The sequence below is a fragment of the Lysinibacillus sp. FN11 genome (assembly GCF_024628845.1).
GTDB lineage: Bacteria > Bacillota > Bacilli > Bacillales_A > Planococcaceae > Lysinibacillus > Lysinibacillus capsici.
In genome coordinates this window covers 1,628,108-1,649,342 of sequence record NZ_CP102383.1, presented here as the reverse complement: position 1 = coordinate 1,649,342, position 21,235 = coordinate 1,628,108, and the positions used below count along the sequence as shown (strand labels likewise).

Annotated in this window: 29 protein-coding genes and 1 pseudogene; 12 read left to right on the top strand and 18 right to left on the bottom strand. The window is 36.0% G+C overall.

Going from position 1 to position 21,235, the window contains the following annotated elements; all coding sequences use genetic code 11:
* Nucleotides 1-81: 81 nt before the first annotated feature.
* From NP781_RS08770 to NP781_RS08760, 3 genes are all read right to left on the bottom strand, one after another.
* Nucleotides 82-987, bottom strand: coding sequence for an NAD(P)/FAD-dependent oxidoreductase (locus NP781_RS08770; protein ID WP_257522036.1), 906 nt, complete (start codon nt 985-987; stop codon nt 82-84).
* A gap of 565 nt (nt 988-1,552) precedes the next feature.
* Nucleotides 1,553-1,852 (bottom strand): CPCC family cysteine-rich protein, encoded by a 300-nt coding sequence (locus tag NP781_RS08765; protein WP_257522035.1) that lies wholly within the window; start codon nt 1,850-1,852, stop codon nt 1,553-1,555.
* 214 nt (nt 1,853-2,066) lie between these two features.
* Nucleotides 2,067-2,291: a toprim domain-containing protein gene (locus NP781_RS08760; protein WP_004228499.1), complete on the bottom strand. Its 225-nt coding sequence runs from the start codon at nt 2,289-2,291 to the stop codon at nt 2,067-2,069.
* 190 nt (nt 2,292-2,481) lie between these two features.
* On the opposite strand from NP781_RS08760, the gene NP781_RS08755 reads away from it, so the two are divergent.
* The gene (locus NP781_RS08755; RefSeq protein WP_221679871.1) at nt 2,482-2,835 is read left to right on the top strand and encodes a hypothetical protein; all 354 of its coding nucleotides are present in this window, start codon (nt 2,482-2,484) and stop codon (nt 2,833-2,835) included.
* Nucleotides 2,836-3,247: 412 nt separating this feature from the next.
* On the opposite strand, the gene NP781_RS08750 is transcribed toward NP781_RS08755, so the two are convergent.
* The 4 genes from NP781_RS08750 to NP781_RS08735 form a co-directional block, all read right to left on the bottom strand.
* Nucleotides 3,248-3,418, bottom strand: coding sequence for a hypothetical protein (locus tag NP781_RS08750; protein WP_221679873.1), 171 nt, complete (start codon nt 3,416-3,418; stop codon nt 3,248-3,250).
* A gap of 19 nt (nt 3,419-3,437) precedes the next feature.
* On the bottom strand, nt 3,438-4,403 hold the full coding sequence (locus tag NP781_RS08745; RefSeq protein ID WP_257522034.1) for an alpha/beta hydrolase: 966 nt from the start codon (nt 4,401-4,403) through the stop codon (nt 3,438-3,440).
* Nucleotides 4,404-4,530: 127 nt separating this feature from the next.
* A complete protein-coding gene (locus NP781_RS08740) occupies nt 4,531-4,953 on the bottom strand; it encodes a hypothetical protein (protein ID WP_257522033.1) in 423 nt (140 codons plus the stop codon).
* Nucleotides 4,953-5,303: a hypothetical protein gene (locus NP781_RS08735; RefSeq protein WP_221679877.1), complete on the bottom strand. Its 351-nt coding sequence runs from the start codon at nt 5,301-5,303 to the stop codon at nt 4,953-4,955. The genes NP781_RS08740 and NP781_RS08735 overlap by 1 nt, the downstream gene beginning before the upstream one ends.
* A 239-nt stretch (nt 5,304-5,542) precedes the next feature.
* Between NP781_RS08735 and NP781_RS08730 the strand changes: the two genes are divergently transcribed.
* On the top strand, nt 5,543-5,665 hold the full coding sequence (locus tag NP781_RS08730; RefSeq protein ID WP_081456919.1) for a YjcZ family sporulation protein: 123 nt from the start codon (nt 5,543-5,545) through the stop codon (nt 5,663-5,665).
* 397 nt (nt 5,666-6,062) lie between these two features.
* Here NP781_RS08730 and NP781_RS08725 read toward each other — a convergent pair whose 3' ends face one another.
* The gene (locus NP781_RS08725; RefSeq protein ID WP_221679879.1) at nt 6,063-6,944 is read right to left on the bottom strand and encodes a gluzincin family metallopeptidase; all 882 of its coding nucleotides are present in this window, start codon (nt 6,942-6,944) and stop codon (nt 6,063-6,065) included.
* Nucleotides 6,945-7,079: 135 nt separating this feature from the next.
* Between NP781_RS08725 and NP781_RS08720 the strand changes: the two genes are divergently transcribed.
* Together NP781_RS08720 and NP781_RS08715 are read left to right on the top strand one after the other, a co-directional pair.
* Nucleotides 7,080-7,646 (top strand): hypothetical protein, encoded by a 567-nt coding sequence (locus tag NP781_RS08720; protein ID WP_257522032.1) that lies wholly within the window; start codon nt 7,080-7,082, stop codon nt 7,644-7,646.
* 430 nt (nt 7,647-8,076) lie between these two features.
* Nucleotides 8,077-8,487 (top strand): DUF3888 domain-containing protein, encoded by a 411-nt coding sequence (locus tag NP781_RS08715; protein ID WP_221679883.1) that lies wholly within the window; start codon nt 8,077-8,079, stop codon nt 8,485-8,487.
* Between the two features lie 151 nt (nt 8,488-8,638).
* Here NP781_RS08715 and NP781_RS08710 read toward each other — a convergent pair whose 3' ends face one another.
* The 3 genes from NP781_RS08710 to NP781_RS08700 all read right to left on the bottom strand — a co-directional run bounded on the left by NP781_RS08710 (nt 8,639) and on the right by NP781_RS08700 (nt 10,250).
* A complete protein-coding gene (locus NP781_RS08710) occupies nt 8,639-8,776 on the bottom strand; it encodes a hypothetical protein (RefSeq protein ID WP_221679885.1) in 138 nt (45 codons plus the stop codon).
* Nucleotides 8,777-8,914: 138 nt separating this feature from the next.
* Nucleotides 8,915-9,913, bottom strand: coding sequence for an HAAS signaling domain-containing protein (locus NP781_RS08705; RefSeq protein ID WP_257522031.1), 999 nt, complete (start codon nt 9,911-9,913; stop codon nt 8,915-8,917).
* A complete protein-coding gene (locus tag NP781_RS08700) occupies nt 9,900-10,250 on the bottom strand; it encodes a PadR family transcriptional regulator (RefSeq protein WP_016994532.1) in 351 nt (116 codons plus the stop codon). Before NP781_RS08700 ends, NP781_RS08705 begins: the two co-directional genes overlap by 14 nt.
* Before the next feature lie 591 nt (nt 10,251-10,841).
* Between NP781_RS08700 and NP781_RS08695 the strand changes: the two genes are divergently transcribed.
* Nucleotides 10,842-11,351, top strand: a complete 510-nt coding sequence (locus tag NP781_RS08695; RefSeq protein WP_221679889.1) for a YwhD family protein — start codon at nt 10,842-10,844, stop codon at nt 11,349-11,351.
* Between the two features lie 11 nt (nt 11,352-11,362).
* Nucleotides 11,363-11,599: a DUF362 domain-containing protein gene (locus NP781_RS08690; protein ID WP_221679891.1), complete on the top strand. Its 237-nt coding sequence runs from the start codon at nt 11,363-11,365 to the stop codon at nt 11,597-11,599.
* A 102-nt stretch (nt 11,600-11,701) separates the two neighbouring features.
* On the opposite strand, the gene NP781_RS08685 is transcribed toward NP781_RS08690, so the two are convergent.
* The 6 genes and pseudogenes from NP781_RS08685 to NP781_RS08660 form a co-directional block, all read right to left on the bottom strand.
* Nucleotides 11,702-12,451 carry an ABC transporter permease gene (locus NP781_RS08685; protein ID WP_257522030.1) on the bottom strand — a complete coding sequence of 250 codons (750 nt, stop codon included), beginning with the start codon at nt 12,449-12,451 and terminating at the stop codon, nt 11,702-11,704.
* On the bottom strand, nt 12,452-13,213 hold the full coding sequence (locus NP781_RS08680; RefSeq protein WP_221679893.1) for an ABC transporter ATP-binding protein: 762 nt from the start codon (nt 13,211-13,213) through the stop codon (nt 12,452-12,454).
* A 131-nt stretch (nt 13,214-13,344) separates the two neighbouring features.
* Nucleotides 13,345-13,707 (bottom strand): DUF1048 domain-containing protein, encoded by a 363-nt coding sequence (locus NP781_RS08675; RefSeq protein ID WP_257522029.1) that lies wholly within the window; start codon nt 13,705-13,707, stop codon nt 13,345-13,347.
* 56 nt (nt 13,708-13,763) lie between these two features.
* Nucleotides 13,764-14,082, bottom strand: a pseudogene (locus tag NP781_RS08670) (PadR family transcriptional regulator).
* 368 nt (nt 14,083-14,450) lie between these two features.
* Nucleotides 14,451-15,074 carry an HAD family hydrolase gene (locus NP781_RS08665; RefSeq protein ID WP_257522028.1) on the bottom strand — a complete coding sequence of 208 codons (624 nt, stop codon included), beginning with the start codon at nt 15,072-15,074 and terminating at the stop codon, nt 14,451-14,453.
* A gap of 15 nt (nt 15,075-15,089) precedes the next feature.
* On the bottom strand, nt 15,090-15,485 hold the full coding sequence (locus NP781_RS08660; RefSeq protein WP_257522027.1) for a pyrimidine dimer DNA glycosylase/endonuclease V: 396 nt from the start codon (nt 15,483-15,485) through the stop codon (nt 15,090-15,092).
* Nucleotides 15,486-15,633: 148 nt separating this feature from the next.
* Here NP781_RS08660 and NP781_RS08655 point away from each other — a divergent pair, with 148 nt between their 5' ends.
* Nucleotides 15,634-16,023: a GNAT family N-acetyltransferase gene (locus NP781_RS08655; RefSeq protein ID WP_257522026.1), complete on the top strand. Its 390-nt coding sequence runs from the start codon at nt 15,634-15,636 to the stop codon at nt 16,021-16,023.
* Nucleotides 16,024-16,215: 192 nt separating this feature from the next.
* Here the strand turns inward: NP781_RS08655 and NP781_RS08650 are convergent, their stop codons facing one another.
* Nucleotides 16,216-17,988: an oleate hydratase gene (locus NP781_RS08650; protein WP_221679896.1), complete on the bottom strand. Its 1,773-nt coding sequence runs from the start codon at nt 17,986-17,988 to the stop codon at nt 16,216-16,218.
* A 656-nt stretch (nt 17,989-18,644) separates the two neighbouring features.
* Between NP781_RS08650 and NP781_RS08645 the strand changes: the two genes are divergently transcribed.
* The 5 genes from NP781_RS08645 to NP781_RS08625 all read left to right on the top strand — a co-directional run bounded on the left by NP781_RS08645 (nt 18,645) and on the right by NP781_RS08625 (nt 21,166).
* Nucleotides 18,645-18,785 carry an HXXEE domain-containing protein gene (locus NP781_RS08645; protein ID WP_257522025.1) on the top strand — a complete coding sequence of 47 codons (141 nt, stop codon included), beginning with the start codon at nt 18,645-18,647 and terminating at the stop codon, nt 18,783-18,785.
* Between the two features lie 26 nt (nt 18,786-18,811).
* On the top strand, nt 18,812-19,171 hold the full coding sequence (locus NP781_RS08640; RefSeq protein ID WP_257522024.1) for an HXXEE domain-containing protein: 360 nt from the start codon (nt 18,812-18,814) through the stop codon (nt 19,169-19,171).
* 42 nt (nt 19,172-19,213) lie between these two features.
* Entirely contained in the window at nt 19,214-19,405 is a 192-nt protein-coding gene (locus NP781_RS08635; RefSeq protein ID WP_257522023.1) for a hypothetical protein, read from the top strand.
* A gap of 87 nt (nt 19,406-19,492) precedes the next feature.
* Nucleotides 19,493-20,443: a bile acid:sodium symporter family protein gene (locus NP781_RS08630; protein ID WP_257522022.1), complete on the top strand. Its 951-nt coding sequence runs from the start codon at nt 19,493-19,495 to the stop codon at nt 20,441-20,443.
* A gap of 75 nt (nt 20,444-20,518) precedes the next feature.
* Nucleotides 20,519-21,166 (top strand): pentapeptide repeat-containing protein, encoded by a 648-nt coding sequence (locus NP781_RS08625; RefSeq protein ID WP_257522021.1) that lies wholly within the window; start codon nt 20,519-20,521, stop codon nt 21,164-21,166.
* Nucleotides 21,167-21,235: the final 69 nt, after the last annotated feature.

The window sequence follows — 21,235 nt, the reverse complement described above, 5'->3', positions numbered from 1 at the left end:
ATAGTAACTCTAACACAATATTTGAGAATACATTAGCTGATATGTTTTTACTAAGATCCTATTCCAAGTGTTATGACGTCATCAAAAGCGTTCCATCGTTAAATCAGTATTTACTGAAACAGCAGCTTTATTACCTTTAGCAGCTGAAATCATTAAAGTGGATGGTTTAGATCTTTCGGTTTCCCCTGCAATATATACATTTTTTTGAGTTGTTCTACCAACACCATCTGTTATCACTTTTCCATCTTCATCAATATCACAGCCAAGCTTCTCAGCAAACTGATTGGGGCGATAATAAGATGGGGCAACAAATCCACCCGACCTTATAATGGTTGCTCCTGTTTGAAACTCTATTTTTTGTAAGTACCCATCCTTACCGATGAGGTCTTTTATCTTCTCTGGTATAATTTTGATATTGTGTTTTTGTAACTCCATTTTACCTTCTTTAGATAAGTGAGCTCCATTCGTTAATACAACCAAATCCTGTGACCAATTATAAATTAACTTGGTCAAATGCAGTACATGCTCTTCTTGTTCTGCCAACACCACTAATGGCTTATCCTTTTGCTCCCAGCCATCACAATACGGACAACTAAATAGACTTTTCCCATAAAACTTTCTTATACTTGGTATAGTAAATATTTCTTGAACACCGGTGGCGAGTATGATTTTTTCTGAAACAAATTCCTGACTAGTAGATGTTTTGACAGTAAATCGCTCATTACCTATACCCTTTATTATTTCAGTAACTGTAGCATTAATATAGGACACAGACGGGTAATTCTCCAACTCTTTTAACGCTATATCTTTAAACGCTTGTGGTTTTATCCCATCACGCGTAATAAATCCATGTGACGCTTGTGTCACTCTATTCCTATTTGTCCCATCATCCATTAATGCAATATTTCTCCTAGCTCTTCCTAAAGTTAAGCCAGCACTTAACCCAGAAGGACCTCCGCCTATAATGATACAATCAAGAACAGTCATTTTTACCTCCGCATTGATTTGGTTTTCTTTTGAAATTGTAATGCATTAGAGAACTACATTATTTCCTACATCATGGATTTCCATTCTTTACACACTAATAACGCGGAGTTTTTGTTTATTTTATATTAAAAAAGACGCATTCCTGTTTAAAGAAATGCGCACAATTAGATAAATTTGATAATAGTTGTTCCATAACTTCTGAGTCTTTCGGGTATGTATGAATAAATTTCGAAATTACCTTGCAATTCTTCCAAGGTAATTTCTTCATCTGGGTCTTGATATTAAATATCCCCACCTGTTATTTCACATAAAAAATATTGTGTTGTTAGTTTATATTATTTGATAATTTTTAGCGCTGTTCCTTATTGCAAAATCTCGCCCGATTCTTGAACAATTTAAAACCGTTAATTTCTGTTTCAGACGTACTCATTCTGGAGGGTGTGCGGTGAACCAACCCGTTTGCGTTGCTCCTCCCGTAGTCGCCGTTTTCCAACCCAATCAACTTTGAATCTGCTTCTTCATTTTGTTGGATATTCATATTCTTTTGGTTGCCTGCAAGACTTCTTTAACATAGGCAATACTGCCCCAAAACTTTGATAATTTTTTCTTGCTCAGTCAATGTTAAGCCATGGTTTTGGTCACTTGCCTCTACATTACTTTGAATAAACAAATCTATCTCCCAAAAACATACGGGACAAATATAAGCAAGGGCCTCGCCATTATTCGGAATTGTAATAAACTCGCAGCAAGGGCATGGTGAATTTCCAACTACTATATCAGATTCAATGTCATGTTCGCAGTTAGTTGTATCATCGTAGTTTATGCTTGGTAAGTATTGATTTGTCTTATTTTCTTCGTTTTTCATTTTTGATAGACCTCCAACAAAAATTGGTTAAAGCCTTCAAATACTCTTTACCTAAGTTCTGGAAGAACAATCTTTCACTTTTCATTTTGATAAAATACTATGATTGTAATCTCTTATTACTGAGCATTCAGTTAGCCATCAACGAAGGGCAAAATTAGCATGTCTCCATAGACAATGGAAGATGATTGAGTCCCTTCATGGAAGTTTAATTTCGTTATTTGTGAGTTAAAGGTGTTTCTGGTCTATTAGAGCAATATTTACAAGTAGGGTCACTACATTTTGATTCAGTCCAACTATTACAATTAGGACAAAAATAAGAATCAAAATCATCGTAATATACTAAATTATAGTTGCATTTAGAACATTTATCTTGTTTAATTTCACCATAAAATTCAAAATCATCTATCATCACTTTGCCATAGCCTTCTGTTATTTTCATAAATAACCTCCTTGAAACAATTTAATCGATAATTGTATAATTAATAACCATTCTAACATATATTATCCAAATATTTTTCAAATATATTACATTAATTTCCAACAATCTGTTTCGTTATTTGAATAAAAAAAACGTGCGAAAATTTTTGAATTATTGATAAAATTAAACCATTAATCTATTGGAGGACATAATGAACACGAAACAATTAAATGAGCAATTTTATGCGAATGGAGAACTTGTTGGTACTGTCAATCATTGCATCTGTGAGGATTGTATTTTTTATGCGGAGCAAATTATGAAAAATAATATGCTTATCGAGTTTTTACATAGTAATGGCCTTGATCCACGAAAAGCTAATGAAGTTTGGTGTTACATGGAGAAAGATGGGTATAAACATTACACGATTGATTTTTTTGAAGTGTACGCAGATAAGGAAGAAACGCATACTGTTGGCAACGCAAAAATCACATTTTACGTGAACATCTACGCTGAAAAAGAGCAGCTTCCATACGGATGCACAATAGATGCTATTTTTAAAATGTAGTGTAACTGAAAAAATCTCCAAAGCGTCGTTTTCGAACCTTTCGTTAAAGAATGTTCCTCAACAATCTGGCCCGTTTGTTGAACGCAAGTCAAACAAAGCTCTTCAAACTAAACTACCATTGGTCTTCAAGTCAAGACTCTGTTAGTTGAAGCGTATTCAGGACATGGCATTACTTTATTATTTTTTCTCCTGTTAAAATTTTATAGAGATTTTCTGTATCTCGCTTTGCTAATTCCACATATTTATCGCTGTCCGTAACAATTTCTAAATTTTCACCATTTTGGCTAACCCAAAGCGAATAATAGGCTATTTAGTTTTCGCTACTGTTCTTAAATAAAAATTGAAATTGGTAGTCCGCATATAGCGTGCCATTTCTACTTTTTTATTTATCCAATTAGCATTTTTCACTATATCAATCGCTTTTTCCACTTGTTTTTTTGATTGAATTCTTTAAAGTCTTCAAAATATTTTCTTCACCACTTCGTTTTTGTACAGTTATTTTTTGCCCAACCATTTCATTCAAACAACCCGAAGTAACTAACAAAACAGCTAGTAGAGAAAAAAATAATATTATATTTTTCAACATATGGCCTCCTCATATGCTAGTAACGATGTAAACTTTCTATAAAGGCCTCTGATTCCTCAGCTATTCGCTCATAGTCAATACTATGAACATAATGTGAAGAATCTAACTCAATTAATTTACCTTTATCAATCCTATTAATAAAGTCATTTTGAATTCCATTCCACTTTTGATTGTCAAAACCAGTCCCCTCACCATTCGATGAAAACAAAAGTATAGGAATGTTCGGGATTCCCACTTTTTTGACTTTTTGTGCATTTGCTTTTATATGATCTATTTCATTAACCATATCTTTAGTCAATGTTCTTCGATAAAAAATTACTTTATACAACTCTTTCTCTTCGTCTGTTAAATTCCCATATTTTATTGCGTCACTTTCTGATAGTTTTGGAATCCATCTGATCAAACCAGTCTTAGCAGTAAAAGCACCTAATCGAACGAGGAACATATTGATAGATATTTCTTCATATACAGCAGGAACAGCCATATCTAATCCAATAATAGCTTTAATTTCATCAGGGTAGTCTTGCGCCCATTTCAAGGCTTCAATGCCAGACATCGAATGAGGGAATAAAATATATGGACCTTCAATTTCTGATTTAAAAAGTGCCTCTTTTGTTTCAGCTAGAATTGTATCAATATCTCGGTCAATATCTGTGACTTCGCTAAATCCATAACCTGCCTTTTCAACAACAACAATTTTATATTTATCGCTTAACAAAGTATAAAGAGATTTAAAATCTAATGCAGGTGAGCTCGTACCACCACCAGACATAAAAACAAGGGTATCTTCTCCTTTTCCTTCTGTATAAACGTGCATTTGATGACCATTAACTTCTACAAGTTGCCCAGTTGGAACAAATCGTCCCTCTTCTTTTGATAATTGTATTTTATGATTAATAAAGCTCAAAGTAAGAATCAACACCAATAATGAAATAATAATTGTAAATATAATTAACATAATGCGTTTAAATCCTCTTTTCATATTTCTCACCTATATTCTTCATTTTATAGCAAATTTGCTCTCTCCTTTTTTAATATTTAACAGATAAATTCGCACCTATATTTTGACTATTTCACTGCCATCAATCGTTCCTGCATTTTATACACAATCAAGTTTCGGTCCTTTTACACACGTAATATTTCATAACTGCCTGAATGGTTAAAATGAAACTAATCAAAGTCGATAATAAAAGCTCCATTGCTTCATGCTGATTCCATATAAGCCCATATCGCATGAACAAATAAAAACCGCTTGCCAATGCTTGGCAGGCAAATAGACTTCCCCAGATCACTGCCTTTGACCTTTTATAAGCATTACTACCCCTTAAATACTTCATATACAAAAAACAAACAACACCTATACCTATAATAAACAGTGATGTCTGCGCAAAGGATGTTGTCACAGTCATCGGTTCTTCGTGTGGCATATCCACATAGAGAAGGTTTCCAAGGTGAATTATGTTAAAGCTCAATAGACAAATTAACACATATAAAAACAATAGCCATTCGGCAATTATTATGAACCATTTCATTATTGCCTCAACCATCCTAGTCTAATAACCTTGTATTCTTTATTTGCTAAATATCTACAAAAGGGACAATAATGATCTCTCGCTATAAAAATCGCACGGTACATTTCTGACCAGGGAATGGTATCTTCACAGCCATCACATTCTACATAAAGATCAGGTAGTAAACCCTTATCTAACAAGACATCCCACTGCGTGTTGGTTAATTGATCATGTCCATTTTTTATAACATCTATAATGATTGCCAATACTTCCCCATCATAAATTCTATTTGACTTCACTAATTCTGTTAAATAAGCCATACATTCAGTTGGTTCACTTATGATTTTTTGCTTTAGCTTTTCCCTTAGCATGTAACGCCCGCTTTCTTTTCTAACTTTACTTGCAAACCTAAAACACCACTCTCTAATTATGTAAAAAAATAAAAATTAAGTAAATGAAAAGCCTTCTTCTATAAAAGTAATTTACAAGTATGTTTTCAGCATTTTTTAGAACCATAGGGTAAATACCATTTCTCCTTTCTGCCAGCACACATATTATAGATTGTAGAAAGGAGGGATTTTCAGTGGGATACAACGGAAACGTAGGTAACATGAACAACAGCTGCTATTATGGCGGCGACTCTGGCGGTGGCGGCTATTACGGTTCAACATTCGTATTAATCGTCGTTCTATTCATTCTTTTAATTATTGTTGGCGCTTCTTTCATGTACTAATCATCCCAATTAGCACCTAACCTTTTACAGACCTTAAAGTTTGTAAGGTCATACTAGCTATTTTATAAGGGTCACTTTACCAGCCTAGTGACCCTTTTCCTTTTCAGACAATCGTGCGATAATCAAATCAGAAAAGGTAAATTTGAGGTGAATTCTACATGTTGAGAGTAATTAAAGCATTGCTAGGCATCGCATTGATTATGGTTGGCCCTTTGTTGATTGTCATTACGGTTGACGATACTGTATTTCTCAAAAATATATTATTAAGAATCATTGGTGGTCTGTGCGTTTTACTGGGCGTTCATTTATTACATAGACAGTTTCATCCGAATTCATACACAAGTAAACCCACGAGCTCCAAATAAAGAGCACTTGGGTTTACTTATTTAGAAAAATATTATTCCTTGGCAAAATATTTTGGGTCTATTTGAAGAAGAATTGTATTCATATCATAAAAATTTCCTGATTTAAATTTTTCCTCATGAGTAAACCCTTGTTGATTTTGAATAAATGCTAACCATTCCTTTTCTAACTCACTACTACTCTTTCCGTAAACTTCCTCTAATTTTTGCGCTAGTTCTTTCTCGTTGTATATATGTTCAAACTTTTCGAGTCCGTAGGTATCAATTAAGTATTTAACAAATGATGCCGCATGCGTGTAGCTCATCTCCATCATGACTCGATTCTGTTCTTCACTTGAAAGTGCTGGGCGAAAATAGACATCATCTTGATTTGGATCAATTAACTTACTAATGGGAATTAACTTATCTGAATCCAAATAATGCTTCATGTATTTTTCAAAGTATAATTTATTTTTTCCATATTGATCCTCCATATAACTCGCAAAACCCTCTTGTGTAAAATAGCCATGGTCTGATCCGAAATTGTTGCCATAGCCAAGTAAAGAATGGGTCATTTCATGGACTAGTGGATAGATATCTTCATTAACACCAGTTAGTTCGATTTTCGATGCAAACCCCCAGGAGAGACCGTCTTCCTTAAACCATACGTTAATGTGCTCAGATGGCGTGTAGGAAGTATGTATAGAATCCTTTATGTGGTCGTATGCTGTCACAATTTCATCCTTTATAGCCTCTACTTTATCTTGTGGAACACCAATCTCATTCTTAATCTCAAAGGTTATCTTGCCATCCTTTGTGACCACCATATTTTCATCGTTTCGCTCTTCCTGTATTTGTTCTTTAGGTTGAACGGTTTCCGCTGTACAGGCTGTTAGTAGCAATGTACAAAGAAGGATTGTGCCTCTCCATTTAGCCATAATTACCTCCTAAAAAAGTATTTTCCAGTTTATACGAAACTAAAAATCCAAAAGTTTCATTTTTAAAAGAAAAATAAGGAAAAATTAGACAAAATTATTTATAATGGTAGTAGACATGGCAAAAAGGAGGTCGCAATGAACAAAAGTACATGTATTCATTACAACCCACGCTATGGCTGGGATTTAAATAATGATGCAAATTTGGAAATGCGGTTATTCGCCAAAGCACAACGTAGACAAGTAACTATTCTGAGCTATGGATGTGACTTAGATCATCACACCATTAAAAAAATTGCACGGCACTACCTCACTAGGAAAAAATTTGACGAAGCCGAAGAAACATTAGAAATAAGATATGATACATATGATGCTAATTCAAGTAAACACGAAGAGAGTCAATACTATTGGAAAACCTATTTCATTAGTGAAAGAACATTAGCTGCTTTCCTACAAGCGCTACGTCGATTATCTGGTATACATATTCACTGTGAATTTAATGTGCGGGGACATTTTGAAGTAAACCTAAATGGTGTGGAATTTTCTACACGTGTATTAAAAGCCCTTGATTATCCATCTATGTATAAGGAAGATTTAATTGGACGCTATCTTTTATTTATTGATACAGAATCACCTGACAATGAAATAATACGTCATAAAATACACTTGCTCCCTAAAGAGCTGCAAAGTCTCTCTCTTCCTTAGACAGTTCACAGCTCCAATGGCAACTATTAGTAAAGGACTGGATAACAGCCATTCTTCGCTACGACGTGTAAATTTTAGCATATGCAAGATGATGGTCTATAAAACCAAGTATTATTATCATATAAATAGAATTAGTGTTAAGCGAATTCGTTTAACATGGGACGTAGATTTATGTTAGAAGTTATTTTAAATTTTTTATCGAATACCTATGTTGATCAAAATATAGCAAGGCAAAATGATTGGTTCCACACCATTTATTATGATGAACCGTATTGCAACTTATTTTTGCCAATCGACATGTCAGAAAATACCTTCAATTGTTTGTATAACCTATACTCGAACACCTTTATTTCGATCATACATACTTCATTCCATAAAGGTAACAATACAATGCATTAGGGAAAGATCACAAAGAGGTGTTTGGAAGAAAATGAAAAAGATTTTACTGTTTTTTATATTCTCCCTTGTACTAATTACTTCATTTCAAACAATACCCGCTTCAACAGCTGAACCAACACAGGATTCTAACGAGCTGAGATTGCAGGATATGCTCATGCTTTTGCTTACTCCTTATATTGAAGAAGATTTGACCAATTATTATTCAACGATTAGGAAGGATGTTTCCCCTCATATTACGCCATGGAAAATTGAAGTAATTGATACAAAAAGAAATCATTTCCGAGGCTTTAACATGCAAATTACATTTGAAATTGAACCTACGGATGGCGGACAATGGATTCCTATTGGAAGGGATCAAATGACCTATGAAATTTCTTCAGGACCAGATGTTAAATTGATTCATCACACGCATCTCAAAACGTATAAATATCCGCCTGAATAATACCTTCCCATTAAAATCATAGACTTGTCCCTTTATTTAATGTCGTGCGATTTTTTCATCTTTGGCAGATAAAAACACCCCGTCAAAGCTAGATTTTTTTGATGGGGTATTTCATCGTTATACTAAACTTTACTGTTGGTAAACTATCTATTTATTTTCTATCTCTTATTTCTTCTATTATTTCTATTATGCGATTGTTTTGCCTTTCAATCGATTTTAACTTTTTCTCTATTATGCTTGAAGAGAAAAACACAATTAGTACAATTGCTATTCCAATTAGTAAATCCATTTTAATTCCCCCACTGTTTATTTATGTAATTTCACTTCATCCTACGTAGATTTCAAAAGAAAAAGATGGCTCTATACGGAGGCCATCTTTAAGTAATGTATCCATGGTTGTGTACTAATAATGATAAACAACAATGAATTACCGAATTCGTGCCTTGCGGAAGCCGTCGAATATACTGATTGCCGCAGATACAACAAATATAATAATTATGCCGCCAATTAGCCATATTTCAAATTGCTTAGTAGATGTTGTAAATAATTTACTCATGTACGTGATACTTTCTTGGTTCATTAAATTCGGATTACTTACTATCACAATGAATACAACGGTTGCGAAAAGCTCCACAATTGTATTAAAGATTGCCACTTTCCTCGTCCATTGCCCTTTCAGTAGTTTATAGAGAGCTAACCCAATTTCGAGAGCAATGACAACGATTACAATGGGCCAATAACGAAGTAAAACATCCTGATTTAAAGCTGGCGTTACGAATTTGAGACCCTCTCCACCACCTTCATATATACCTAAAAGATGATTTGCATAAAAATATAGTGTTGCCCAAATGGCCGTCCACATTAAATAGCCAAATACTTCAAGCTTGGTAATTGCTTTTTTCTTCGGAATATAAATGACGGTTTTCAAATCCTCAGGAGTCCATTTTTTAAGACTTGCTGATAATGGATGCTGCTCTTTTCCTTTATCTGTTCGTTCCAAAATGACGAATACAAGTGTTAGCCAGAAAAAGACATGTATGCCTACTTCAATGATCCTCCATATTCCTTCACCCATCATATTGAGGACAGCATTCATAACTGCTTCTTCCCCACCAAATCCAATAAAATATTCAGCAATCATGGAGATGACCGCAATGACAGCGGCAATGGGAATAATCATTTTTAGTAGCGAGAGGTATACATCAAAATAGCGAGGGCCAATTAAATGCATTGGTTGATCACGATAACCGCTCGCTAACGCCGCTGGGTTCCCTAACTTTTCCAGCACTTCCTTTACATCATGCTCATTGTAATCATCAGGCAGCATATCCCCAATGGTTGATTGTAACTCAAGTGCAATATCCTCACGATTTTTTTCAGGCAGCCTCCGCGTGACTTCTTGAATATAAATTTCAGTCAGATTCATCTTTATCCTCATCTCCTTTTAGTAACTCATAAAGTTCTTTTGAATTATTAATCCATTCTCGTTTCAATTGCAAAAAGACGTCTAATCCATATTCACTTAATACATAATACTTGCGGGGTCTACTCTCAGAGGTTTCCCAGCTACTTGTCACTAACTCTTGTTTTTCTAAACGGCGAAGCAATGGATATAAGGTACTTTGATCGATGTTAATGCCCGAATCTTCTAATAATTGAACAAGTGAATATCCATACTGCGGTGTTCGTAATTGACTTAAAACTGCTAATGTCAGTGTTCCTCTCCTAAGTTCTGTCATTAATGAATTCAGTAACGTACTCATTTACTCACCTCAATTTCACTTACTATATGACATACACTGTATAACTTATACTATGTATCGTACACTATTATTGTTACAACAACAAGCAATTTTATTTTCCTTTATAGAAAAAAAGCTGTTTTTCAACACAGGAGTCTTTGTCTCTTTTACAGATACTTGCTTTCTACCAATTAAAAAGAAAGGGCAAAATTGATAGCAACCACGTTCCGTTAATTAAAGGTCCAATCACTGAATTATCGTCAAATTTCCAATACATAACATTTCAGACATTAGTCTGAAGACAATCATTGATGTTAGACGGTATATTGTATTTATACTTTTTAACTATAAAAGTATTAGGAGAAATCCTAGACAACCGTTACGTATAGAAAAAAATTACTACTAAAACGTTCAAGTATCTTAATTTATAAAAACTATACGTAATGTGTTTGTTAGTTTTGTACTTGAAAAATTACCAGCAGGTATACATCTTGTACAACGCAGCGTACAGTGATGTTTTTTTTATGCGATTTTTGCTATGAGCAAAACTGTATGTTCAGACCGATTAACTATTTATTAATAAGGAAATACAAATGTGTCGAGGTGACTTCTATGAAAGAGAAAATGCATTTTACAATTTTAAGTAACGATTCAACTGACGGAGATGGAGGTTACGGAGTAGGTACCCTTGATCTAAATAATGTAACGTCAATTATTATAGATTGTGAAAAAGAGCACGTGTTTATAGATTTAGACGCCTTACACGGACGAAGTAAAATTGAAAAAAAAGTTCGTTTTTCCCCTGACCTAGCCCATGCTAGCAGCGATTATTATCGTTACTGGATAGTTTGGGTAGCGATTCAGGTTAATCAAAATGGCCCCTATTATGCGGGATGTACCGCAAGTGAAGTACGGGTATCAAAGGAAGAACGTCGTATTAAGCTTGGCTATAAATCTTTGCCAGAGCAGGTAAATTTTTTAGATAAGGCACTGAAAGGGAAATTTCTTTTGCAGCATATGGATAGTCATTCAAAAAAGCTACTTTATCAGTTTTTATCTGAATTTAATGAAGCGTATTGGAAACACTCACCCGAAGAATTAAAACACCAGTTGTCTGTATAGGAGGATTTATAATGGCATTTGTAATTACAGAATTATGCAGGGATGAAAAAGCGGCTGTCTGTTTGGATGTCTGTCCAGTAAATTGCATTGTTATGACAGGTACCCAATATGTAATTGATCCAGATCTTTGCATTGATTGTGGCGCTTGTGAATTAGTTTGTCCAGTAGAAGCGATTTATTTTGAGGACGAGTTGCCTTCTGAATATCAGTCAGCTACACTGCTAGCACGAAATCATTTTCGAAATTAGCATTGTCTTTATCCCTTTAAATTGAATAGAAGCGAGAAAAAGTCGATTTTCTATATAATAAGAAATCGACTTTTTCGTATGGCTTACTTGATAATGCCGAATTTAGCCTAACTGGCGTTTAAATTGTTTAATGGCGAAAAAATAAGCAATGACCATGATGCCGATGCACCACATAAGAGCGAGCCAGATATCATTACTAACAGAGCCTTCATATAAGAGGGCACGAATTGCATTGACGATTGAGGTAACGGGCTGGTTCTCAGCAAACGCACGGATAATTGTAGGCATGGTTTCCGTGGGAACAAAGGCAGAACTGATAAAAGGTAGGAAAATCAGCGGGTATGAGTAAGCTGTTGCCCCCTCCATCGTGCCTGCTGCCAATCCAGGAATGACTGCCAACCATGTCAGTGCTAGCGTAAACAGCCCTAGTATGCCAGCTACCGCAAACCAATTCAAGAGATCCGTACTAGAACGGAAACCCATCAACAACGCAACAAGGATAACAACTACAACAGTAAGCGCGTTGGAAATAAGCGAGGCCAACACATGAGCCCACAATACAGACGAGCGCTTGATGGGCATGGCGATAAAACGTGCCATCAGCCCACTCTTTCTATCTGTAAACAACCGCGCGGAAGTGTAAGCGCAGCCCGATGCAATTGCCATCAGCAAGATTCCTGGCAATAAATAATTAACGTAGTTGGCTGTACCTGTGTCTATTGCGCCACCAAATACGTAGACAAATAGTAGCATCATGATAATTGGCGTAATCGCCACCGTGATTATTGTATCAGGACTGCGCATAATGTTACGCATTAAACGCCCTAGCAATACCCATGTTTTACTCTTCATTTAAATCTCCTCCTTTTTACCAATGATGGCGAGGAAAATGTCCTCCAGTGTTGGCTGCTTCTCAATGTACTCTACTTTCGCAGGTGGGAACATCTCTTTAAGTTCTAGAAGGGTGCCTGTCGTTATCATTTTTCCTTCATGTAGGATGGCAATACGATCCGCCAGTTGTTCGGCTTCCTCCAGGTACTGGGTCGTTAGCAAGATGGTCGTGCCACCATCGGCAAGCTCCTTGACTGTTTCCCAGACTTCCATTCGTGCTTCAGGATCAAGCCCTGTAGTTGGTTCGTCTAGAAATATAACTGCTGGCGTCCCAATCATGCTCATGGCAATGTCAAGTCGGCGCCGCATCCCGCCAGAGAAATTGTCTGCCCGACGATTGCCTGCATCTGTCAGGCTGAATCTTGCGAGTAGATTGTCTGCGGTTTGAGCGGGATTGGAAACCCCTCGCAACTTGGCAATCATGATCAGGTTTTCTCGCCCTGTGAGCGTACCGTCTAAAGTGGCGAACTGCCCTGTCAGGCTGATGCTCTGACGAACATGATCTGGTTGGTGCTGGACATCAAAACCACAAATCGCTACTTTGCCACCATCAGCCTTCATCAATGTGGAGAGAATATTGATTATCGTCGTCTTCCCTGCTCCATTTGAGCCTAACAATGCGAAAATTTCGCCACGCCGCACCTCAAAATCCACGCCCTTTAAAACTTCCTTTTCTTTAAAAGATTTATTTAACCCTTTTACAGAAATCGCACCTTCAATCATCCTTTTTCCTCCCTTTTTTTGCAGAGTAGATTGCCCTTCCTTAACTACTCAGTCTGACTGATAATCTGTATAACTTAGTACCACTTGAAATTAAAACTGAATAGCGAAGGCAACAATGAACAAGTAGCTATTCAGTCGGTATTACTGACCCATTTATTTTTTCCTAATCGATTTAAAATGCTTTGGTTTAAATCTTCACGATACTTGGCGATATAGGTTTTTGCGTTTGCCACTAGCTCATCAGCAAAAGACGCTACATCTTCGCCAGTGATTTCCAGCACTTTCCTGCCTTCTGCTGCCCCAGCCTCGAACAACTCGATCAATTCATATTGCATATGCAGCATATCCATCCCATTACCCACTGTGAAATTCCACATGTAGTTTTGAATTTTTTTAAACACAAATTGGTAATCCTCTGGTAGTTGTTCGACCCGTGCCATCATCATCTTGTACTCTTTTTTATCACCCATCATTTTTTTGAACAATTCGATCACGTTATTTTCCTCCTTTGTATTATCAAGCTAAAGATCAGACGCATTATCATATGAAACTAAAAAGACTTTAGAGCATTGATTTTTGACGAGATAAAATCCCACTTTTCCCAAAATAATTTTAGTTCGTCACGTCCAGCCTCATTAAGTGAGTAAAACTTGCGGGGTGGTCCCATATCTGATGGTTTCTTTTGAATATTCACCAGTTTTTTTCTCTAAACGCACGAGGATGGTGTAGACCGTCCCTTCCACGACTTCAGTGAACCCTAACTCGTTCAGGCGTCGGGTAATTTCGTATCCATAGGTTTCATGACGGCTAATGATTTCCAGTACGCAGCCTTCCAGGGACCCCTTCAGCATCTCTGTTAAATTTTCCATATGCAGAACCACCTCTATTTGCTTTACTATTCTGTACAACTTAGTACTTAGGTAAAATTTTTTCGCTTTCGAGAAGCTATTAAGTATTACTTATTACAACTACATAGTAACACCGAGTAGTTTGGGTGTCAATTACTTTTCTTATAAATTTTCTGATACCACTATTCAAGAAAGAAAAAAGAGCTGCCTACGCAACTCCATATTCTTTCATTAAAATTTCACAATCTTCTCAGGCGACTGACAGCAAATTTTTTATCTCATGTGATTGTAGATATAGGGAATTTAACTGTCTTAACCTTTTTAACTATTTACCTTCCTCATAGGCAAAGATGGTGTGAAATCCAGGATACCATCTTCTATTTTTCATGCTACTTAACGATTGCTAAAATATCCTTTGGCTCATAAAAAACGTAATCTGCCTCCTCAAAGCCAGTGGTGGATTTGGCTCCCCAATGGGCAAGGGCAAATTTAGCACCTGCCTGCTTTGCGCATTGAAAATCATAGATAGAATCACCGATATAGATGGCCTCTTCTGGTGCTACCTGTAATGCGTCCAGACATTTTAACAGCGGCTCTGGGTTTGGTTTATGCTTTTCCGTATCACTGGCACTTACAATATGTTGGAAATACTCACTTAACCCAAACGGCTCAAACTCATCCACTACCTCTTGCGCTGTTTTAGAAGTGACAATACCCAATTGTAGCGGCTTTGTTGTAAGGTGCTGAATAACTTCCTCTAGACTTTCGAAAACAGCCACTTCATGTGAAAAATCCAGCACAGCCGCAGACCATTTCTGATGCACAGCCTCTATGTCATCCACGTTGAGCCTCTGCAATGCATCTTTTCCTGGGATGCCTAAAGCAAATCGTAGCGCCTCAAACGGATAGTCCTGTTGTGTTTCTTCTCGTAAGGTTCTTTGCAATGACTGTAAAATCGCTTGCTCTGTATCCAAAATCGTTCCATCTACATCAAATATAATCGCTCTTAGCATGTATTCCCCTCCTAGTTAAAGCACGTTATTTACATATGTGCATAATTGCTGATACATTTCTTCTTCATAATCCTTCTGGCCTCTTATAAATTTCTCCTTTAAATTATAAAAACATATTTCAAGATATTCCTGATTATGATGCTGTTGAAAGGGTTTCCTATCCTTTACTGGACCTAAATCCTTAAAGTAGTTATTCTTTTTTTCGTAGGTTCGAATTTGATAACCCCGCTTCTTCATTTCATCCATGACTTTTTCTGTATACAAATACAAGTCTTCTTTCGGGTATTCGTATATATAATTAATCAGTATATGCTGATCCTCTTTCGCAAATATGCTATTTAGCTCTCTCCACTGCGACAGTAGTTGTCCCTTTGGTAGATACGCAATTAAATCTATATGCCATAACCTCATGTGCCTTCCCCTTTCTATTAATCAACCATTAATGTAAAATATTACTTACTATGATGCTAAAACTGACGGAGGGATAGTATGGAAATAAAAACTGCAACGCTCGATGAAATTCCACAAATTGAGCGTTTATACCAAAGCTTTTTTTGAGATGTCGATTCTTCAACCTAAATATATCAAACCTGCCAAACAAGATGCCAACTTTATCAGGTTTACGATCATTGAAGATGATTCAGATATTTTAATCGCAACATTCGAGAACGAAGTAGTAGGCTTTTTGCTTATTCAAGAAACAACGACCCCACCCTATACTTGCTTGGTTGAACACAAATATGCTTTTATTGTGGATGTGATTGTTGGCAATCATTACCAAAACAAAGGAATTGGCTCTGCTTTATTAGATGAAGCGAAAAAATGGGCAGCCTATCGTCACTTGGACTATTTGGAGTTAAATGTATTGACTGAAAATAAAGGCGCTAAATCCTTATATGAAAAACACGGGTTCAAGGATACGAACCAGACAATGCGCTTAGAATTTTAAGTATGTGATGAGAAAGAAGGGATTTCAATGGAAGAAATGAAAACCGTACAAAAGAAAGCCAACCTCGTCGTGCCTGTCTTTATTGGCATGGGATTAGGTGCGTTTATCGGTTTACATGCCTATATAAAGGATTGGCTGTAAAAAAATAGACAAAGCCCCTCAAACCGCTTTGTCTATTTTTCAGCTATAACACTATATTAGTTTACTTTCTTTCAGTAAATCATAAATGATTGTATCCTTTGTTTTATGAATACCCAATTTACCGATTTGCTTTAAGATAAATGGTGCATCAATATCTGTTAGTTTTTTACCATCCAGCAAACGAGCCGTCGATGCTAATAATGTGCGAACATCAAAGGCAGACGCAAACACCTCTGGCACACCTCGGTCAATCCTTAATAGTTGATAGACTGCCTCCATCGCCGTTCTTACGGAATATTCCGTAGTAAAGACAGTGTCTCTTGCTGTTTCACTGAAGTTGCCAATAAAGGCTAAATTAGCAGACCCTTCTGGCACAACAAGTGGACGATCACCCATTGCTCTTGGCATGAAATAAGAGGTGATGTAAGGCATATAGCATGGAATCGTATTGCAAGAATTTTGTGCAATGTCTGGAATTTCATCCACTGGTACACCCATATGGTATAACCACTCTTGTGCAATCTCAATGCCTGTACATTCCGTAATACTTTTTTTAATAAAATCACCTGGCTTGTTTGATAGTAAGCCATAAATCCAAACAACTAATTGGTCCTTTGGTTGATTTTTAAAGTGAGGTTGTCGGTTCAATGTATAGCTTAGCATCCAATTAGAATCGGTAGCTGTGACAATTCCTCCTGTTACGACCTTACCAGCGTATGGGTCCCTTTTACTGATTTTTTCAATATATGGAGCCACTCGATCATCTAATGTTGTCAGGGTAGCGGAAACAAACCAGCTTTCCTCTGGCAGATTATCGCAGAACTTTTCTGGTCGACCAAATTCTTCACCTTGGGCAGCGATATTTTTCCACAGGGACCAGCTGCCACCTAAATCTTTATTGATAGGGGCTGGCGTATTATTATCCCCGTATGTTGTACTTTCTGTAATACTACCATTTGTCACAAACACTAACTCATTTTCTGTTAGTTCAATATTCTTTTTCACACCGTCTTTTCTTAACACCAATGTATGAGCTACTTTTTTGTCTCCTACCCTATCAACTAAAACATTTTCTACTACCGTATTATATTGGAAATCAACATTATGACCTTCTAAATAGTTAATCATTGGAAGCACGAGCGATTCATACTGATTATACTTTGTAAATTTCAAGGCCGATAAATCTGGTAATCCGCCAATATGATGAATGAAGCGCATAATATAACGACGCATTTCCATCGCAGAATGCCATTTTTCAAACGCAAACATTGTGGACCAATAGAGCCAAAAATTCGATTCAAAAAATTCTTCAGAGAAAACATCTGTGATTTTTTTATCCTCTAATTGTTCCTCAGGCGTAAAGAATAATTTAATCATTTCTTCTGAGGATTTGTCTGATAAGGTGAACTTGCCATCATCCTCTAGTCTTTGGCCTCTATCCTTCATTAATCGACATTTTGAATAATTAGGATCCTCTTTATTGAGCCAGTAAAATTCATCTAAAACCGAAGCATTTTCTACTTCTAACGAAGGAATGGAACGGAATAAATCCCATAAGCATTCAAAATGATCTTCCATTTCTCGTCCACCGCGAATAATAAACCCTCTCGTTGGATTAAGTATGCCATCAAGACTTCCTCCTGAAATATCTAACTCTTCAAGAATATGAATGTTCTCACCTTTCATTTGGCCATCACGAATTAAAAAACATGCTGCTGACAGTGAGGCTAGACCTGAGCCAATCAGATAAGCAGATTTTTCATCGACTCCCTCAGGTTTTTTAGGACGTGCGAAAGCTTCATAGTTACCATTGCTGTAATACATATTACCGCCTCCTAATTTATTATTCTAATATAGAATATCATAGGTTATCGGCTAAATGGTAAAATGAGCTAATAATTAACAAAAAATTCAAATCCGATAATTGTTCGTTAATTTATCTCCCCTTCTCATTGGACAAAGCAAGTGCTTGTATTTTTATAAAAGAGAACCATACAGTAAATAATTGTTTTAATCCCCCTTAACTCTGGCCTTAAAAAGAAAAAACCACTCCAGTACGTTGATATTAGCTTTGCATAATTATTATCTCAATAAATCTTTTTTTAAACTTTATTCCCTTTTTTATGTTTAGCCAATTTTTCGAAACCCCGTTTAAAATTACCCGTAATTTTAGCTAACAATAGCTGGACTTCCTTTATCTGCCCCTCCACCTGCTGAATGTTTGCTAGTAGACGCTCAGCCTCTTTCTACTTGACGATTTTAATTTGCTTTCCTTCATAACGTGAATGGCTCCTCGTTTAGTCTATTACGTTTATCGATTTCACTCACAGCTTCATACCCAATTTCTTAATAAATCAATTAAAAATGAATCTTAGCTTACAACTTTTTCTATTTTCAATATATCATTATTAACATATATTATATAAATACGGTATTTTTAGTAACACTTCCAGCATAGTGATAAGGAGAGATGTATTTATATGGAATGGTTGAATGTACAAACACTTATTTGGTTGTTTCCTATTTTATTTATTATCCATGATTTTGAAGAAATTATTATGGTAGAGAAATGGTTACAAAATAATCGTCATAAGCTGTATGAAAGATTACCCCAAAAATAGCCGATAAAGTGGTAAAACAATTTTCAATGAGCACCGCACAATTTGCTGTTGCTGTATTATTTATCTTCTTGTTTGTCAGTCTCTCTACCATTCTGGCTAACTACTATTTTCTAAACGGAGTCGCATTTACTATTTATTTTTTCACAGCTGTCACACTTGTTTTCTTTATCCATGCTTTTACCCATATTGGACAATCGCTATTTTTTCGCTCTATCACACCAGGAGCGATAACATCAGCCATCATTATTATTCCCTATAGTATTATTTTATTTAAATCTTTGTTTACTAGTGGCATCCTTACTTGGCATATCGTTTTACTAAGCCTGCCTTTTGGTATACTATTTTTCCCAATTGTCTTTACTGCGCATTGGATAGGAAAAGAGTGATATAGATTCATGTTCATGAAAAGACAGAAAGGAGGCAGTAGAATGGCAAAAACTCCGATTTATTTAAAATTGATGATTGGGATTGGGATGCTTATTATTCTAGCCTTGTTGTACTTTTTAAAAGACCATCCTTATTACTTATGGGTTAGGTGGACAGGTAATATTTTATTGATCTTAGGCATTGTATGGATGCCGTTTACTAAAGAAATCGATAAAAAACATGTAAATTCTTAGCAGGAGTAAACCTTCTGCTTTTTTTACGGTAAATTTACCTACGATTATAATAAAGTGATAAAATCAGATAAAAAAGAAGGTCTTTGTATGTTAGAAAAACTAAATGTATTTCTCCAAAAATACATTGCGATCCTGACACCATTAAGTTTAATTGTAGGTGTATTCTTAGAAAGTATTGGACATCATTTATTATTCCTTGTCTCCTGGCTATTTGCCTTCATGACATTCTCAGGAAGCTTACATATGAAATTTAAAGATGTAAAAATTTTCATGAAGCACCCAGTACTCATTTTATCCTCCATCCTTTTTCTTCATCTCTTGATGCCTTTATGGGCATATTTCTTATCCACCGTTTTGTTTGATGACCATTTGTTGACTGTTGGTTTTGTCTTAGCGGTTGCACTCCCAACAGGCGTAACGAGTGTTATTTGGATCAATATTTGCAAAGGGAACTTACCGTTAGGCTTATCGATTATTTTAATTGATACCCTCCTTTCTCCCATCATCCTCCCCTTCATCCTCTATATCGTTTCGGGTGAAAAAATTGAGTTGGATGTGGCATCCCTGATTCTGAATTTACTATGGATGATTGTCTTACCCACGATTTTAGGTATCTTAGTGAATGAACTTTCGAAAGGAGCCATCCCCCAAAAAATCGGTAAAAAGCTTGCTCCTTTTTCAAAGCTATGTTTATTTGCGGTCATACTGATTAATAGCAGTGCCATTGCTCCCTACTTAAAGGATATCAACATGCATCTCTTCTTCGTGGTGCTTTTAGTGTTCTTGCTTGCAGTATCAGGCTATCTTTTTGCTTACCTCATAGGCCGATATCTGTTAAAAGACGGTCCACAAATGGCAACCTTTGTTTTTACTGGTGGCATGAGAAATATTGCAGTCGGTGTCATCGTAGCCACAACATACTTTCCAGGTAAAGTCGCCATGCCTGTTGTGTTCGGTATGCTGTTTCAACAGATACTAGCTTCCGTTTTTAGTAAGATGGTGAATCCGTTGTATAAACCAAATAAGAGCACCGTATAGACGGTGTTCTTATTTTAGGTTTGCACTTATACTAAATAGGAGGAGCTTTTATTTACATTTGAAGGGTGTGCTAATATGCCATACAATTTCCAACTTACCTCACCAAAAATACCTCCGAATCTTGACAAGGTAAATTTTCAGAATATTTTTTATGAGGAGGAACCCTATTTAACAAATTGCATGATTACGGATACCGTCATTGCTCACGAGGATGTTGAACGATTAATCGTCTCTAATGTTATCTTTAAAAATGTCACATTCATCGATTGTACCTTTCAAAAAATTGATTTAACGGACGTCATTTTTGAAAACTGTGATTTATCTAACACTAACTTAAGTGAAGGCATCATTCATAGAGTGGCCTTCAAAAACTGTAAATTATTAGGGTTGAATTTAACTGAAGCAAACCTCGGTAATGTTTCATTTGAAAATTGTCTTGCAAACTTATGCAATTTCCCCGAAGTGCGCTTTAAACAAGTGCTATTTGATAGCACCTCCCTGCAAGGTGCGAATTTTTATGATTGTTTACTAAATAAAGTAGCGTTTCAGGAAAGTGATCTAAATGATGTGGATTTCTCTCAAACTTCCTTAAAAGGAATAGACATCAGTACATGTAAATTTAAAAGACTTCAAGTAACTCCAGAAAGTTTAAATGGGTGTGAAGTCTCTACTGAACAAGCGATCGGTTTTGCTTCATTATTAGGATTGAAGGTTAAATACTAGTTTAAGGGCTTAAAAATTGAAGCGCTTATCCTTATGCTCGGATAGCGCTCAATTGTTGTAATTTGTAAA